This window comes from Sphingomonas guangdongensis, assembly GCF_900199185.1.
Lineage (GTDB): Bacteria > Pseudomonadota > Alphaproteobacteria > Sphingomonadales > Sphingomonadaceae > Sphingomonas > Sphingomonas guangdongensis.
In genome coordinates this window covers 198,514-214,163 of sequence record NZ_OBMI01000002.1, presented here as the reverse complement: position 1 = coordinate 214,163, position 15,650 = coordinate 198,514, and the positions used below count along the sequence as shown (strand labels likewise).

Annotated in this window: 10 protein-coding genes and 1 riboswitch; of the genes, 2 read left to right on the top strand and 8 right to left on the bottom strand. The window is 68.1% G+C overall.

What is annotated here, in order from left to right:
* Positions 1 to 53: 53 nt before the first annotated feature.
* Positions 54 to 2,147, bottom strand: a complete 2,094-nt coding sequence (locus tag CRO12_RS08095; protein ID WP_097063563.1) for a M10 family metallopeptidase C-terminal domain-containing protein — start codon at positions 2,145 to 2,147, stop codon at positions 54 to 56.
* A 324-nt stretch (positions 2,148 to 2,471) separates the two neighbouring features.
* On the opposite strand from CRO12_RS08095, the gene CRO12_RS17705 reads away from it, so the two are divergent.
* Complete coding sequence (locus CRO12_RS17705) at positions 2,472 to 2,720, top strand: hypothetical protein (protein WP_179640928.1); 249 nt, start codon at positions 2,472 to 2,474, stop codon at positions 2,718 to 2,720.
* Between the two features lie 18 nt (positions 2,721 to 2,738).
* Here CRO12_RS17705 and metH read toward each other — a convergent pair whose 3' ends face one another.
* The 7 genes from metH to cobO form a co-directional block, all read right to left on the bottom strand.
* The gene (metH, locus tag CRO12_RS08090) at positions 2,739 to 5,429 is read right to left on the bottom strand and encodes a methionine synthase (protein WP_097063562.1); all 2,691 of its coding nucleotides are present in this window, start codon (positions 5,427 to 5,429) and stop codon (positions 2,739 to 2,741) included.
* 92 nt (positions 5,430 to 5,521) lie between these two features.
* Positions 5,522 to 6,589 carry a homocysteine S-methyltransferase family protein gene (locus CRO12_RS08085; protein WP_097063561.1) on the bottom strand — a complete coding sequence of 356 codons (1,068 nt, stop codon included), beginning with the start codon at positions 6,587 to 6,589 and terminating at the stop codon, positions 5,522 to 5,524.
* 23 nt (positions 6,590 to 6,612) lie between these two features.
* Complete coding sequence (locus tag CRO12_RS08080; protein ID WP_097063560.1) at positions 6,613 to 7,356, bottom strand: ABC transporter ATP-binding protein; 744 nt, start codon at positions 7,354 to 7,356, stop codon at positions 6,613 to 6,615.
* Positions 7,347 to 8,282 carry a FecCD family ABC transporter permease gene (locus tag CRO12_RS08075; protein ID WP_097064238.1) on the bottom strand — a complete coding sequence of 312 codons (936 nt, stop codon included), beginning with the start codon at positions 8,280 to 8,282 and terminating at the stop codon, positions 7,347 to 7,349. The genes CRO12_RS08080 and CRO12_RS08075 overlap by 10 nt, the downstream gene beginning before the upstream one ends.
* Positions 8,283 to 8,311: 29 nt before the next feature.
* Positions 8,312 to 9,121 (bottom strand): ABC transporter substrate-binding protein, encoded by an 810-nt coding sequence (locus tag CRO12_RS08070; RefSeq protein ID WP_097063559.1) that lies wholly within the window; start codon positions 9,119 to 9,121, stop codon positions 8,312 to 8,314.
* Between the two features lie 19 nt (positions 9,122 to 9,140).
* Positions 9,141 to 10,979 (bottom strand): TonB-dependent receptor plug domain-containing protein, encoded by a 1,839-nt coding sequence (locus CRO12_RS08065; RefSeq protein WP_097063558.1) that lies wholly within the window; start codon positions 10,977 to 10,979, stop codon positions 9,141 to 9,143.
* Positions 10,980 to 11,100: 121 nt separating this feature from the next.
* Positions 11,101 to 11,303, bottom strand: a riboswitch (cobalamin riboswitch).
* A gap of 21 nt (positions 11,304 to 11,324) precedes the next feature.
* Entirely contained in the window at positions 11,325 to 11,957 is a 633-nt protein-coding gene (gene cobO, locus CRO12_RS08060; RefSeq protein ID WP_097063557.1) for a cob(I)yrinic acid a,c-diamide adenosyltransferase, read from the bottom strand.
* A gap of 395 nt (positions 11,958 to 12,352) precedes the next feature.
* On the opposite strand from cobO, the gene CRO12_RS08055 reads away from it, so the two are divergent.
* Positions 12,353 to 15,538, top strand: coding sequence for a TonB-dependent receptor (locus CRO12_RS08055; RefSeq protein WP_245858330.1), 3,186 nt, complete (start codon positions 12,353 to 12,355; stop codon positions 15,536 to 15,538).
* Positions 15,539 to 15,650: the final 112 nt, after the last annotated feature.

Genomic DNA, 15,650 nt, shown 5'->3' with positions numbered 1-15,650 from the left:
GGACGACGTCCGCGCGGCGCGCGCACCGGGCCGGCCGGTGCGCGCGCCGCCGTCTAGAGCACCAGTTCGCCGACCGTGATCGCCGGCGGGTCGATCAGCACGAGCGCGAAATCCGGATCGCCACCGTCGACGTTGCCGAGCAGCACGGTGACATGCCCGTCGAACGCACTTTTGCCGTCCACCCCGTCGATCTCGATTCCGAGCGACTTCTCGGCCGCGTTGATGTTGCCGAAGTGTCGGATCGACAGCTCTCCAGCTTCCTTCCCCTTGGCGTTTTCGACGAAGGTGAAGGCTTGGTCGCCAGCGAGCAGTGCGTTGGCGTCGATCCCGCTCAGGTCGACCCGGTCCTCACCCGCGAAATCCAGGATCACGTCGAGCGCAATCGGGCCATTCTTGCTCGACACCTTGGTAGCGTCGATCTCGGCGACGAAGGTGTCGGCACCGGCGCCGCCGGTCAGGTAGTCCACTCCGTCACCGCCGATCAGCACATCGGCACCGTCCGCGCCGTCCAGCCGGTTGGACAGCGCGTTGCCGACAAGTCGGTTGTCGAGCGCGTTGCCGGTCCCGTCCGCCGCGCCGTCGGTCAGGACGAGGTTCTCGACATCGGCGCCGAGCGTGTAGCTGATGCTGCTGCTGACCGTGTCGGTCCCCTCACCGGCTCGTTCGGTAACGATATCGCCTGAACTGTCGACGAAGATGACGTCGTCGCCGAGCCCGCCGAGCATCAGGTCGTTGCCGGTCCCGCCGTCCAGCGCGTCGTTACCCTCACCCCCGCTCAGGCGGTCGTTGCCGCCGTTGCCGAACAGGGCGTTGTCGACGCCATTGCCGAGCAGGCTGTCGTTGCCCGACCCGCCCTTCGCATTCTCTATCACGGCGCCATATGCGATGCCGACGTTGTTGGTCAGCGTGCCCACGATCGGGTTGGCCTTCAGCAGCGCCATGTTCGAATCGTAGGTTGCCTGCGCGACCGGGGCGAGGCCCTCCAGCGCGCGATTGGCGTTGACCTGCGCGAGGGTCGGCGCGGTATCGTAGGTGACGCCGCCGACGTCGCTGAGCGCGCCGGCCGCCAGGTCGATCCGCTGGTTGGTGGCGAAGCCCGACGCGTCGATCGTATCGTTCCCGCCGGCGTCCCAGATCGCCATTATCGGCGCCGGGGTCTTCAAGAAATCATAGGCATCACGCCCGGCATTGCTGTTGAAGCCGTAGACGGTGTCACCGGTCCGCGTCGTCATGTCGGCACCGTAGATGCGCTGCGCCGCCGCGATGTCGTGGATAAGCGGCACGCCGGCATAGGCGGTGGTCGAGATGTTGAAGTCGAAGTGCCGGGTGCCGGCGTTCGAGCTCGCCTCGAAATAGGACATGATCGTGTAGGCGCGGGTGTCCTGCGCGTACTCGGCGTTGGCCGCGTAGGAGAAGGTCACGCCGGGCGTCGCATTGTACGCGCCGGGGTGGCTCAGCCCGAGCGAGTGGCCGACCTCGTGCGTCAGCGTCTGGAGGCCATAGCCGCCCTCGTCCAGGCGGAAGTTGCTCGGCTGGCTAGCGGAGATCCAGACGTCGCCGGCGATCTCCTTCGACTGGGCATTCACCGAGTCGTCGGCGAAGATGCGGTCGAGCGGCAGACGCGAATAGGCCTGGGTTTCCGGCGCGTTCGCGAGATTGCCGAAGGTGATGTCGGCATCATCGACGTCCTTCTCGACGAAGGAGACGCGGACAACATCGTCCCACGCCGTCATCGCCTCTCGCGCGGCACCGCGCTGCGCCTCGTTGAAGCTCGCGAAGTTGAAGTATTCAGCGAGGCCGTAAAACTCGCCGTCGGCCGGCGACTGGTAGACATAGCCGTTGTCGACCAGCTCGGCCTGGCTGTTGAAGAAGCCGAAGGTAATCGTGTTGATGTCACTGTCGCCCTGCTGGACCGCGTCGGTCGGCCCGGTGCTCCAGGCCGCGCCGGAGCGGTTGAGGTGCCCGGCGACCTGCTCGGCCGTCCAGATCGGCTTGTTGTTGGCGGTTCCGCCCGCCTGTGGGTCAAGCGATGCGTCGACCGCGTCGGCGGCGTCCCTGAACCCGCCCGTGCACGCGGGGCAGTTGCAGATGGCGGCGGAGGCGGCGTGCTGGACGTCCGCTTCGGCCTGGTTGATCTCGACACCCATGACATTCCCTCCACTCGGCTAGATCGATAAGCCCCGACAGGCCGGGCACAGCGCGGCTCCGCCGACGGCGGCGGCCGCTCTTCCAACGCGGTCTCCACACGCAGCGTCCTGTTCCGCGTTCAGTAGCTTGCTACGTGCTGACCGCGGGCGTTCCACCTCGCCGCGAAGCGGTCAATGCGCGCACCGTCGATACCTATCTGATTGCGGCCAAAGGAGATTTGTTCGGGACGGAGCACTACGCCGCGCGGGCGTCGCAGAGCGGTGATGGCTTGGCCGAGCGGGTACGCGCTCCTAGAGTCGGGGCGTCAAGAAGGAGCATTCCTCGTGTCACAGCACCCCCGCGTGGCGTTCCTCGCCCTGCTGATCGCCGCCGGCGGCGCATGCCAGTCGCCACCGGTCAGCGGCGCGCAGCGCGATGCGCCGGGTAAAGGAGCCGCCATGCCGACACCGACACCGACGCCCACGCCGCCTCGACCGAAGATCGATCCCGCCCTGATCAGGCGGGCCCGAGCACAGCCGCCTGCGGAGGTCGACCCGCCGCATGTTCGTCCCGACGACGCCGTACCGAAGTGACCTGACGGCCGAGCCCGCTCAGCTCAGATTGGGGCGCAGCCAGCGCTCGGCGTCCGCGAGATCGACCCCTCGCCGCGCGGCATAGTCGGCGAGCTGGTCCTGCCCGATCTGGGCGACACCGAAATATTCGGCCTGCGGGTGGCCGAAGTAGAAGCCGCTGACCGCCGCGGTCGGTAGCATCGCCATGCTCTCGGTCAGGGTGATGCCCGCAACGTCGCCGCGATCATCGGCCAACATTGCGAACAGCGGCGGCTTGAGCAGATGGTCGGGACAGGCCGGATAGCCCGGCGCCGGGCGGATACCGCGGTACTGCTCGCGGATCAGCGCCTCGTTGGTCAGCTGCTCGTCGGGCGCATAGCCCCACAGCGTCGTGCGGACATGCTGGTGGAGGCGCTCGGCAAAGGCCTCCGCGAACCGATCGGCTAGCGCCTTCAGCAGAATGTCATTGTAGTCGTCGTGCGCGGCCCGGAACCGCTCCAGATGCGGATCGATCCCGTGGATCGCGACCGCGAACCCGCCGATCCAGTCGCCCGCGGGATCGACGAAGTCGGCCAGGCACAGGTTCGCGCGCCCTTCCCGCTTGGCGACCTGCTGGCGGAGCATGGCGAGGCGCGTTCCCGCCTCGTTGGTGCGATCGAGGTCGGGCACCCGGAAGTGCGTCGGCACACTGCCGCCGTCGGGCGTGCGGTGGTCGTCGCTGTGGCGGTGCTGGACGAACAGGTCGTCACCGCGCGCATGGGCGGGCCACAGCCCAACGACCCCGCGGGCGGTGAGCCACTTCTTCTCGATGATTGTCGCCAGCATGGCCCGGGCGTCCGCCCAGAGTGCGCGGGCACTCTCCCCCACCACCGCGTCGTCCAGGATTGCCGGGAAGTTGCCCGCGAGCTCCCAGGAGCGGAAAAACGGCGTCCAGTCGATCACCTCGGCAAGGTCGGCGAGGTCCCAGTCGTCGTAGCGGTGGACACCCGGCCGTTTAGGCGCAGGTGGCTTGAGCGCCCAGTCGGCGCGGAAGGCATTCGCGCGCGCCACCGCCAGCGGGACAAGGTTGGAGCCCGACGCGTTCGCGCGCTTGACGCGGACCTCCTCATACTCCGTCTTGGTTCGGCGGGCGAAGTCGGCCGCCTGCGTCTCGGACACGAGTTGGGTGCAGACGCCGACCGCGCGGCTCGCGTCGAGGACGTGGACGACCGCGCCGTCGTACGCAGGATCGATGCGGAGCGCGGTGTGCACGCGGCTGGTGGTGGCGCCGCCGATCAGCAGCGGAACCGTGAGCTTCGCGCGCGCCATTTCCTCCGCGACCGTCACCATTTCGTCGAGCGACGGCGTGATCAGGCCGGACAGCCCGATCATGTCGGCCTTGTGCTCGACCGCGGCGTCGATGATCGTCTTCCAGGGGACCATAACGCCCAGGTCGACGATCTCGAAGCCGTTGCACTGGAGCACGACGCCGACGATGTTCTTGCCGATATCGTGGACGTCGCCCTTGACGGTCGCGAGCACGATCCGGCCCTTGCCCTTGGCGCCGGGCTCCTTCGCCGCTTCGATAAACGGGAGCAGGTGGGCGACCGCCTTCTTCATGACGCGGGCGGATTTCACGACCTGGGGCAGGAACATCTTGCCCGATCCGAACAGGTCGCCGACGACGTTCATGCCGTCCATCAACGGCCCTTCGATGACCTCGATCGGCTTGGCCGCCTGCTGGCGTGCTTCCTCCGTATCCTCGACAATGAAGGCGTCGATGCCCCGGACCAGCGCATGCTCCAGCCGCTTCGCGACCGGCCATCCGCGCCACTCGAGCGCGGCGGCATCGTCGGCGGCGTTGCCCTTCTGCCCCTTGTAGCGCTCGGCGACGGCGATCAGCCGCTCGGTCGCGTCGGGATCGCGGTTGAGGATGACGTCCTCGCACGCCTGGCGCAGCTCCGGATTGATCTGGTCGTAGACGTCGAGCTGCCCCGCGTTGACGATCGCCATGTCCAGCCCGGCCGGGATCGCGTGGTAGAGGAACACCGAGTGCATCGCGCGGCGGACCGGCTCGTTGCCGCGGAACGAGAAGGACAGGTTGGAGAGCCCGCCCGAGAAGTGGACGTGCGGGCAACTCGCGCGGATCCGCCGCACCGCCTGGATGAAGTCGACGGCGTAGTTGTTGTGCTCCTCGATGCCCGTCGCGACCGCGAAGATGTTGGGATCGAAGATGATGTCCTCAGGCGGGAAGCCGATGCCCGTCAGCAGCTTGTAGGCGCGCTCGCAGATTTCGACCTTGCGGTCCTCCGTGTCGGCCTGCCCAGTCTCATCAAAGGCCATGACGACGACTGCCGCGCCATAGGCCATGCACTTGCGCGCCTCGGCAAGGAACTTCTCCTCGCCCTCCTTCATGCTGATCGAATTGACGATCGGCTTGCCCGACACGCACTTCAGCCCGGCCTCGATCACCTCCCACTTGGAGCTGTCGACCATGATCGGCACGCGGGCGATGTCGGGTTCGGCGGCGATCCGCTTCAGGAACGTCGTCATGGCGGCGACCGCGTCGAGCAGCCCTTCGTCCATGTTGACGTCGATGATCTGCGCGCCGTTCTCGACCTGATTGAGTGCGACGGTGACCGCCGCCTCATAGTCGTCGGCCATGATCAGCTTCTTGAACGCAGCCGAACCCGTGACGTTGGTGCGCTCGCCGATGTTGACGAACTGGGTGCTGGCGGGAAGATCGGTCATTCAGTCGTCCGTTCGTGTCGAGCGAAGTCGAGACACCGGGTTGGTCACGCGCGCCGCGTCCCTCGACTTCGCTCGGGACGAACGGTGCTGCGTCACGCCGCCATGGTGAACGGCTCCAGCCCGGCGAGCCGGGTCCGGACCGGCGGGGTCGGGATCGAGCGGGGCGGCAGGTCGCGCACCGCCTCCGCGATCGCGCGGATGTGATCGGGAGTGGAGCCGCAGCAGCCGCCGAGAATGTTGACCTGTCCCGCCGCCGCCCACTCGCGCACCAGCGCGGCGGTGGTCGCCGGCGCCTCGTCATAGGCGCCGAGCTCGTTGGGCAGCCCGGCGTTCGGATAGACCATGATCAGCGTGTCGCAGGCGTCGCTCAGCGTCTTGACGTGCGGTCGCAGCTGCTCCGCGCCGAACGAGCAGTTGAGCCCGATCGTCACCGGCCGCGCGTGGCGCACCGCGTGCCAGAACGCCTCCACCGTGTGGCCGGACAGGTTGCGCCCGCTGAGATCGGTCAGCGTCATCGACAGCATCAGCGGCACGTCTCGACCGACGGCGTCCGCCGCCTCCTGCGCGGCCATGATCCCCGCCTTGGCATTCAGCGTGTCGAACACCGTCTCGATCAGGATGAAGTCGCACCCGCCCGCGATCAGCGCATCCGCCTGCTCCCGGTACACGTCCTTCAGCTCGTCGAACTCGATCTCCCGGTAGCCCGGATCGTTGACGTCCGGCGACAGCGACAGCGTCTTGTTGGTCGGCCCGATCGCACCCGCGACGAAGCGGCGGCGGCCATCCTGCGCGGTGAACTCGTCGGCGATGCGCCGCGCCATGGCCGCGCTCTCGTGATTGATCTCGCGGACCAGCGTTTGCGCGCCGTAGTCGGCCTGGCTGATGCGGTTGGCGCTGAAGGTGTTGGTTTCCGCGATGTCGGCACCGGCCGCGAAATAGCCGCGGTGGATCGACTCGGGCACCGCCGGCTTGGTCAGCGCGAGGATGTCGTTATTGCCCTTCTGGTCGTGCCCCAGCGCGAGCGCCCCGGCATAATCCTCTTCCGACAGCTTCCAGTTCTGAATTTCGGTCCCGAACGCGCCGTCGGTGATCAGGATACGCTCGAGCGCCGCCGCCAGCAGCGCATCGCGAGCACCCGGAGGAGCGAAGTTGGTGGCCATGACCCCGCCATATAAAGAAAGCTTTATATCGGCAAGCGGGGGACGATCACCGGTCCGTCGGGATGTGCAACCAGCGTCGCCTCGATCCCGTAGCCGACCGCAATCCGGGTTTCCGTTAACACTTGCCCCGGCGTGCCACTCCCGAGCACGCGACCGTCCTTCAGCAGCACGATGTCGTCCGCGATCCGGGCGGCGAGCGTCAGGTCGTGGAGGACGACGACCACGCCCATGCCCCGCCCGGCCGCCGCGCGGAGCAGCGCCAGCGTCTGGAGCTGATGGAGCGGGTCGAGACTGGCGAGCGGTTCGTCGGCGAGCAGCCAGCGCGGCTCTCCGGCAAGGACGCGGGCGAGCAGGACGCGGGCACGCTCCCCGCCGGAGAGCGAGCGCACCGTGCGCGGCGCAAGCGCGATCGTGTCGGTCGCAGCGAGTGCGGCGTCGACCGCTGCGTCGCCGCCGCCGCCGTGCGGCAGGCGCCCCAGCGCCACCAGGTCGCGGACACGCATGTTCCAGTGAACGGCGGCATCCTGCGGCAGATAGCCGATCGTCCGAGCGCGCTCGCGCGGGTCGAGGCCGGCCACGTCCGATCCGTCCAGCGTCACGCCCGCCGCCGGCACCAGTGCGGCAAGCGCGCGCAGCAGCGTCGACTTGCCCGCGCCGTTCGCCCCGAGAATCGCGGTCACGCGGCCGGGGACGAAGGTAGCGGAGACCGCGTCCAGCACTGGTCGGCCGCCGAGCGCCAACGATAGGTTGCGTGCGCTCAGCGCCATGAGCGACCCCGCTCCCCCAGCAGTAGCGCCAGGAAGAACGGCGCACCGATCAGCGCCATTGCGACCCCCAGCCGCACCTCGCCCGCGCCGGGCGCAAGGCGGCACAGCGCGTCGGCGGCGAGCACCAGCGCCGCGCCGCCGAGCGCACTCGGCACCAGCAGCGCCGACGGTCGTGCCCCGATGACCGGTCGGAGCAGGTGCGGCACCACCAGTCCGACGAAGCCGACGACACCCGTCACCGCGACACCCGCGCCGACGCACAGTCCGGCGCCGGCGATCACCAGCAGTTGCAACCGCGAGAGGCTGATGCCGAGCGAGCGTGCCGCGTCCGTCCCCAGGGTTAGTGCATCGAGGCTCCGCCCGGTCAGCAGCAGGAGCGCGCAGCCGGCGACCATGAAGGGCGCGGCCTGCATCAGGTCCTCGACCCCGCGGTCGGTGAGCGCCCCCATCAGCCAGTCGATCGCCGCCGCGACCGCGTACGGATCGGGCGCGAGCGAGATCAGGAACGCGGTGAGCGCGGCGGCCAGGCTCGCGAGCACGGTTCCGGCGAGCACGAAGGCAGCGGGCGTCTCCGCCCGCCACGTCAGCGCGGCGAGCAGCGCCAGGCCGCCCGCGGCACAAGCCATCGCCGCGGCGAAGATGCCCCACCCGCCGGCCTGGCCGAGCACGATCGCCGCCACGGCGCCGAGCGCGGCGGCACTCGACACGCCGAGCACGCCGGGATCGGCGAGCGGGTTGCGCAGCCAGCCCTGCAGCACCGCGCCCGACAGCCCGAGCGACGCGCCGAGCAATGTCGCGAGTGCCGCGCGCGGCAGGCGCAGCTCGGCGATTATCGCGAACCGCGGGTCGGCGGACCACCAGGCATCCAGCGGAACACTCGCCTTGCCGATCGTGAGCGAGGCCGCGAACAGGAGCACGACCAGCATCGCCAGCGCGACGTGAAGGCGAAGCGGGCTCACGCGGCCACCTGCGCACGGATCGCGCGCAGCCGCGCGAGCGCCGCCGGGATGGTCGGCCCGCCGCAATTGATCAGCGCGCGGGGGAAGGCGACCTCTCGCACGCGCGCGCCGGTCCTGGCGAGCAGGCGGCGACGCAGCGCCGCCGTGCGGCCGCCCGCGTCGGGGCTGAGGATGACGGCGGGCGGGCGCGCCAGGAGCGTCTCAACCGGCAGCGTACCGGTCACCGTCAGCCCATGGTCTACCGCGGCGTTGCGGAAGCCGGTCAGCGCCATCAGCTGCGTGAGCAGCGTTCCGCCGCCGTTGGCGAGATTGCCCGAAATGTAGAGAAGCGCGGGGACGCCTGCTTGGTCGGCGCGCTGCGCGGCGACGGCGGCGTCGATGCGCCGGTTCAGCGCCGACCCGCGCGCTTCCGCCCCGACCGCTGTCGCGACCTCCACCACCTGCGCCTGGCTGGCGGCGATCGTCGTCGGCGAGCCGAGGTAGAGCGTGCGCAGCCCCGCGCGCGCGAACGCCGCGCGGGTCGCGGGCGGCGTGAAGCTGGTCGCGAGGACCAGATCAGGAGCGAGCGCGATCACCTCCTCCGCAGTGCCCGCGGTAGCGCGAAACCGCCGCGCTACTGCGAGCGGGAGCGACGTCGCCCCCGGAGCCTGCGAATAGTGGCTGATCGCCGCGATCTTGTCAGGCGGTACCAGCGCGACGAGCAGCTGGTCGGCGCACGGATTGAGCGACACGATCCCGCCACGCGCGCCTTCAGCCGCCGGCGCGCAGCCGGCGAGAAGAAGTAGGGCGAAGCAGAGCGCGCGCATCAGCCTACGCTATCGTTCGTCAATCGAACCGCACCCGGACGCCGCCGAAGAAGGCGCGCCTGATCGTGCCGTAGTTCGCCACGACCTGGTACTGCTCGTCGAACGCGTTCTCGATCCGGCCGTAGAGCGCCAGCCGCTCGCCGATCGGCAACTCGGCTCGAAAGCTCGCCAGCACATAGCCGTCGAGCCGCACGGTGTTGGCGGCATTGTCGAAGCTGTCCCCGACCACCTGCACGGTCCCGCCGAGCGACAGCCCGAACGGCAGCCTGTAGTCGGCCGAGACGCTCACCGCCTGCCGCGGGCGCCGCGCGAGATCGTTGCCGACAAACCCGGCGCTGCGGTTCTCCGTATCGATGAAGCTGTACGACCCCGCGACCGTCAGCACATCGACCGGCCGCAGCACCAGCCCGAGCTCCAGGCCCTGCCCGCGCGTACGGGCGATGTTGCTGTAGGTGAAGCTCGCCGGATCGAAGTCGATCTGGTTGCGGGTGTCACGGCGGAACAAGGTGATCGACGCGACCAGCCGGTCGCCAAGCGCGCGCTGCTCCGCCCCAACGTCCCAGCTCTCCGCCGTCTCGGGCTGAAGCGTCCGGGTCCCGTAGAAGGGCGCGTAGAGCTGGAATAGGGTCGGCGCCTTGAAGCCTTCCGCATAGCTGCCCCTAAGCGTCGTGCCGGTCGGCGCGGTATAGGCCGCATTGGCGGCGAGCGTCGTGTTGCCGCCGAACGCGTCGTCGTCGTCGTAGCGGATCGCGCCGGTCAGCGTCAGCCGCGCGACGGGCGTGACGATCAGTTCGCCCCAGCCGCTCGTCACCCCGCGGCTGAATCGCTCGCTGCCGTCGCTGAAGCGGAGTTGCTCGTGCTCGGCGCCGATCACCACCCGCACCTGATCGAGCGCGCGAATGTCGCCCTTGTAGGTGTAGCGCTCGCTGCGGCCGCGGTTCAGGAACAACGGCTCCGGTCCGGCGGCGCGATCGAGGTTGTCGCGGTTCACGTCGGCGATCTGGAAGGCGAGCGTGTTGCGAAGGCGGCCGTCCGCCAGGTCGGCGTGCAGCCCGGCATAGCCGTAAATCTCCTGTGCGGTCGAATATTCGCGCGTGTCGGCGAAGGCGAAGGTGGGCGCGGGAAAGCCGTCGAGATCGGTACGGCTGTCCGCCCAGTAACCGCGAACGTCAAGGCGCAGGTTGGGGGCGAAGGCGACCTCGACCCGGCCGCTCGCGCCGTACTGACGGTAACCGTCGGTTTCCGCGCCGTCGGCGTAGGCCGAGATCCCGTCCGTCCGCAGGTAGCCTCCGCTGAGCGCGCCCGAGACGATGCCGGTCGAGCCCGACACGCCGCCGCTGGCGAACAGCGTGTCCATGTCGCCGTACTCAACATTGCCGCGCGCCTGCAGCCCCGCCGTCGGACGCCGCGTCATGATGTTGACCACGCCGCCGATCGCCTGGCTGCCCCACGGCACGGAGTTGGGCCCGCGCAGTACCTCGATCCGCTCGACGCTGCTCGAGAGAAGGGTGGCGAAGTCGAAGCCGCCACCGGGCGCCGAGGGATCATTGACGCGGACGCCGTCGATCAGGACCAGCGTCTGGTCGCTCTCCGCCCCGCGCAGCCGCACGCTCGTCACCGTGCCGATTCCGCCGTTGCGGGTGACGGTGACGCCGGGCGTGGTTGCCAGCAGATCGGCGAGCGCAATCGTCTGGCGCTGCTCGATCGTCTCGCGGTCGATGATCGTCACTGCCTGGCCGGTGGTATCGGCGTCCTGCTCGACGCCGCTTGCGGTCACGACGATGTCGTTGCGCCGGTCGAGGTCCTGCGCGCACGCAGGCCATGCCGCACCCGCGGCGAGTAAAAGGATGTACTTCACGTGATCTGCCCTTCGAACGAGGCCGCGCGCCGGCGCCGCACACGCGACACCGGGCCCGGCCCGACGTGTCGCTCGCTCGAGGGTTTCTGCCTCGTCCGCCCCGGCCCTCCGCCAGAACGATGGAATCGACGCGCGACCGGCAGGTCTCCTGGCTCTCGGCTCATCGTGCCGCCCGGCCTTCCCGGGGATTGCTCCCCAGTGGCCACGAGCGGGCGGCACTCCCCGATCACAGTTGCGGGGGCAGCGCGGGGCTGAGGCTCATCGCCGCTACCCGACTTCCCTTTTCATCCCCGTTTCCGGGGAACCGTTCGCAGGATGCGCCCTAGTCGGCGGCGCCCCGCCGCGTCAATATTCGACGCCCTTCTGCGCGGCGAAGCCGGCCGCGAAGGGGTGCTTCACTTCGTTGAACTCGGTGACCAGGTCGGCGAGCTGGACCAGCTCGGCGCGCGCGCCGCGCCCGGTCACGCACAGGTGCTTGGCGAGCGGGCGGGCGGCGAGGAACTCCAGCGCCTCGGCAAACGGAAGCGTGTCGTCCGCGAGCACGATGTTGAGCTCGTCCAGAATAACGAAGTCGATCGCAGGATCGAGCACCAGTTGCTGCGCGCGCTCCCACCCGCGGCGCGCAGCCGCGATGTCGCGGGCGCGGTCCTGCGTGTCCCAGGTGAAGCCCTCCCCCATGCTTTCGAAGCTCAAGAGATCGCTGTCGAGCGCGGCGAAGAACTGGCGCTCGCCGGTTTCCCACGTCCCCTTCACGAACTGCAGGATCGCGACCCGCATCCCCCAGCCGACCGCGCGCATCGCCATGCCGAAGGCGGCGGACGACTTGCCCTTGCCGTTGCCGGTGTGGACGATCAGCAGCCCGCGCTCAATCGTGCGGCGCGCCTGCAACCGATCGCGCGCGACCTTGAGCCGCTTCATGCGCGCATTGTGGCGATCGTGGTCGGGATCGACGGGCCCGGGCCCGGCTGTGTCGGTCATCGCTCCGCTCCTTTGCAGCGCGCCCTAGCACGGCGGCCGGCGACCTCCAGCCGCGCACGTAAACAGGTCGGCGGTGCAGTGTGTCCGCGGTACCACAGCGACTTCGCAAAATTCGGGACATCTTGACCGTTTCCACGGATCAGCGCTTTACGCCGCGCGACGTTCGCGGGTTAGCCGGCCAAAGCTAAGCGGCTGTTGTTGCTGCGTTATTCGCACCAGCAATCAATTGCTCCTAAATTGTTATATAATAAAATCACTCTGCTGACTGCTCAGACTTTTCGGTTGTTGTGCAGTATCAGGGTGTGTGGTAGCGGTAACTCGGACGCATGAGACGTCGGGGACGTATCGGTGGCGGCGCGAAGGGCGCGCTGCGCCAAGGGAGGGGTTGAATAAACATGAAGCTTCATCAGCTGTCGTTGGCGCTGGCTCGGTCGGCGTCGTGCACCGCGATCGCCACCTGCTTCGTGCTGCCGTTCGCAGCGCAGGCGCAGGTTGCCACCACGCCGGCCACCGATCCGACCAACGCGCAGCCGGGGATCGAGGGTCCGCCCGCGGCACAGCAGGATCCGACCACCGAGTCCGACGACATCATCATCACCGGCGTCCGGGCCTCGCTCGATCGCGCGATCGACATCAAGCGCAACTCGGCGGGCGTCGTCGACGCGATCTCGGCCGAGGACATCGGCAAGTTCCCCGACACCAACCTGGCCGAGTCGCTCCAGCGCATCACCGGTGTGTCGATCACCCGCGCCAACGGCGAAGGCTCGCAGGTCGCGGTCCGCGGCTTCTCCGGCGGCTTCAACCTCGTGACCCTGAACGGCCGCCAGCTCGCCTCCACCAACATCGACCTGTCGACCGGCAACGCGTTTGCGACCGGCACCGGCCGATCGTTCGACTTCCAGAACCTGGCGTCGGAAGGCGTGTCGACGCTGGAGGTCTACAAGACCGGCCGCGCCAACATCCCGTCGGGCGGTATCGGCGCGGCGATCAACATCGTAACCCGCCGCCCGCTCGACTCGCGCGAGGACGGCTTTTCCGGCTCGATCGGCGCCAAGGCGCTGTACGACGCGTCGTCCGAGAAGGCGGAAGGCGACCTGTCCAAGATCACGCCCGAAGTCTCGGGCCTGCTCAACTGGAAGAACACGGACGAGACGTTCGGTGTCACCGTCTTCGGCAGCTATCAGCTGCGTGAGTCGGCGTCGGCGCAGTCCAACCCCAACTACTGGAATATCGTGCCGCTGGCCGATTTCCTGAACACCGCGGGCGCCTACATCCGCCCGACCACGGTGATCACCAACCGTCCGACCACGCCATTCGTGCAGATCCCGAACGACAGCCGCTACCAGTTCTCCGAGAACCGGCGCGAGCGTCTGAACGGCCAGGCGGTGCTCCAGTTCAAGCCGACCGACACGCTGGAGTTCACGGTCGACGGTCTGTACGCCCGCAACAAGCTGAGCGACGAGCGCTCGGAGCAGACCAACTGGTTCCAGCGCCCGTTCACCGAGGTCGCGTTCGACGACAACGACCGGATGCAGTCGGCCGTGATCCTCGCCGAGGCGATCCAGGCAGACAAGGGCTACGAGCAGCAGCGCTTCGCCACCAAGACCGAGCTCTACTCCTTCGGCGGCAACGCCAAGTGGGAGTTCGCGGAGCGCATGTCGCTGATGTTCGACGCGAACCACTCCAAGTCGACCACCGATCCGGACAACGCCAACGGATCGTCGGCAACGACCATCTCGATCGGTGCACCGGTCCGCGCGACGCATCGCCTGGACTTCACGACCGGCTTCCCGCAGCAGTCGGAGACGATCAACGACAATCCCGCGACCAACGGTAACCGCGGCGGCAACAACAACGGTCAGCTCGACCTTGGCGATCTCGGCACGCAGGTGGCGCGCCGCATCAACTCTCAGCAGGAATCGCGGATCAACCAGTTCCGCGGCGAGTTCGGCTGGGACCTGGGCGACGAGAGCAGCTTCAAGTTCGGCGGTAACTACGTCGACGTGAAGACCCGCTCGGCCTCCTCCAACACCCAGCAGATCCTGGGCGACTGGGGCATCACCGACACGGGCATCGTGCAGCGGCTGGCCGGTGACATCACCAGCACCTATTGCCTCACCTGCAAGTTCGACAAGTACAACCCGAACTCGGCCGGCTCGTCGTTGATCGCCTTCCGCGCGGATGCGGTCGACCTGCTCAACATCTTCGAGCCGTTCTACCAGAACAGCGGCATCAACGGTCGTCAGGTCGTGAACCAGGGATCGAACGACGATACCGTCGGTGAGAAGACCTGGGCGGTCTACGGTCAGCTGGCCTGGGGCGGCGACATCGCCGGTCGTCGTGCAAACGCGCTGATCGGCGTCCGCTACGAGCAGACCCGGGTCAACTCGGTCTCGATCCAGTCGATCCCGACCGCGCTCCAGTGGCAGTCGGACAACGACTTCGTCGTGCTCGGCGGACCGGCCGGTGACGCGGTGCGGGTCAAGGCGGAGTACGACAACCTCCTGCCCTCGCTCGACTTCAACATCGAGGTCCTCGACGACGTGGTCGCCCGCACCTCGTTCAGCCGGACGCTGGCACGCGCCGACTACGGCAACCTGGTCGCCTCGGTCGTCGCCAACGCGCCGAACCGTCCGACCGCGTTGGGCGCCGCGCCGGCTCCGGCCAGCCGCCAGGATCCGGGCCTGCTGCCGCTCGTCTCCGACAACTTCGACGTGTCGGTCGAGTGGTACTACAAGCCGTCGAGCTTCGTCTCGATCGGCTTCTTCAACAAGAACGTCCGAAATTTCATCGGCAACCAGATCACCAACGGCAACCTGTTCGGCCTGACCGATCCGGGATCGGGTGCGGCGGGCTCGCGCTCGGGGATCGCGCTCAACTATCTGCGTTCCAACAACATCGCGCTGACGGACATCAACCTGTTCGCCTACACCGCGCTGTTGCAGCAGAATAACGGCAACCAGGCCGCGGCGACGACCGCCTACCGTGCCAACGCCGATGCGCAGGGCAACTACCAGAACAACCAGGCCTATATTAACCTGGCTGGTGCCGTCGACATCAACGGCAACGCGGCCGATCCGCTGGTCAACTTCGCGATCAGCGAGCCGGTGAACAACCGGGAAGGCAACATCCACGGCTTCGAGCTTGCCTGGACGAACTTCTTCGGTCGCAGCGGCTTCGGCTTCGCGGTGTCGTACACCAAGGTGGACGGCGACGTGAACGTCGATCCGTACGCCGATCCGAACGTCAACATCTTCGCACTGACGGGTCTCGGCGACAGCGCGAACATCAGCGGCATCTACGAGAAGAACGGCATCTCGGCCCGCGTCTCGTACAACTGGCGCGACAAGTTCCTGTCCGGCACCAACCAGGGCGGCAACCGCAACCCGCTGTTCACCGACACGTTCGGTACGCTCGATGCGAACATCAGCTACGACGTGACGGAGAATATCGCCGTTTCGCTCGAGGCGGTGAACCTGACGAGCGAGCCGTTCCGTCAGTACGCCCGCACCAAGACGAACCTGGTGTTCGTCCAGGAGCTGAAGCCGCGCTTCTGGCTCGGCGCCCGCTTCCGGTTCTGACCGGGTCGGGCGGGCTCACCGGTCCGCCCGGAGCGACACAGGAGAACAGGCCGCTTCGCGACGCTCGCGGGGCGGCCTTTCTCTTTTGTCCTCCCGCCAGCGCTGCTAGGAT

Excerpts from the sequence above, each read along its gene's own strand:
- CRO12_RS08095 (WP_097063563.1), bottom strand. The coding sequence starts at position 2,147 with ATGGGTGTCGAGATCAACCAGGCCGAAGCGGACGTCCAGCACGCCGCC.
- metH (WP_097063562.1), bottom strand. The coding sequence starts at position 5,429 with ATGACCGATCTTCCCGCCAGCACCCAGTTCGTCAACATCGGCGAGCGC.
- CRO12_RS08085 (WP_097063561.1), bottom strand. The coding sequence starts at position 6,589 with ATGGCCACCAACTTCGCTCCTCCGGGTGCTCGCGATGCGCTGCTGGCG.
- CRO12_RS08080 (WP_097063560.1), bottom strand. The coding sequence starts at position 7,356 with ATGGCGCTGAGCGCACGCAACCTATCGTTGGCGCTCGGCGGCCGACCA.
- CRO12_RS08075 (WP_097064238.1), bottom strand. The coding sequence starts at position 8,282 with ATGCTGGTCGTGCTCCTGTTCGCGGCCTCGCTCACGATCGGCAAGGCG.
- CRO12_RS08070 (WP_097063559.1), bottom strand. The coding sequence starts at position 9,121 with ATGCGCGCGCTCTGCTTCGCCCTACTTCTTCTCGCCGGCTGCGCGCCG.
- cobO (WP_097063557.1), bottom strand. The coding sequence starts at position 11,957 with ATGACCGACACAGCCGGGCCCGGGCCCGTCGATCCCGACCACGATCGC.
- CRO12_RS08055 (WP_245858330.1), top strand. The coding sequence starts at position 12,353 with ATGAAGCTTCATCAGCTGTCGTTGGCGCTGGCTCGGTCGGCGTCGTGC.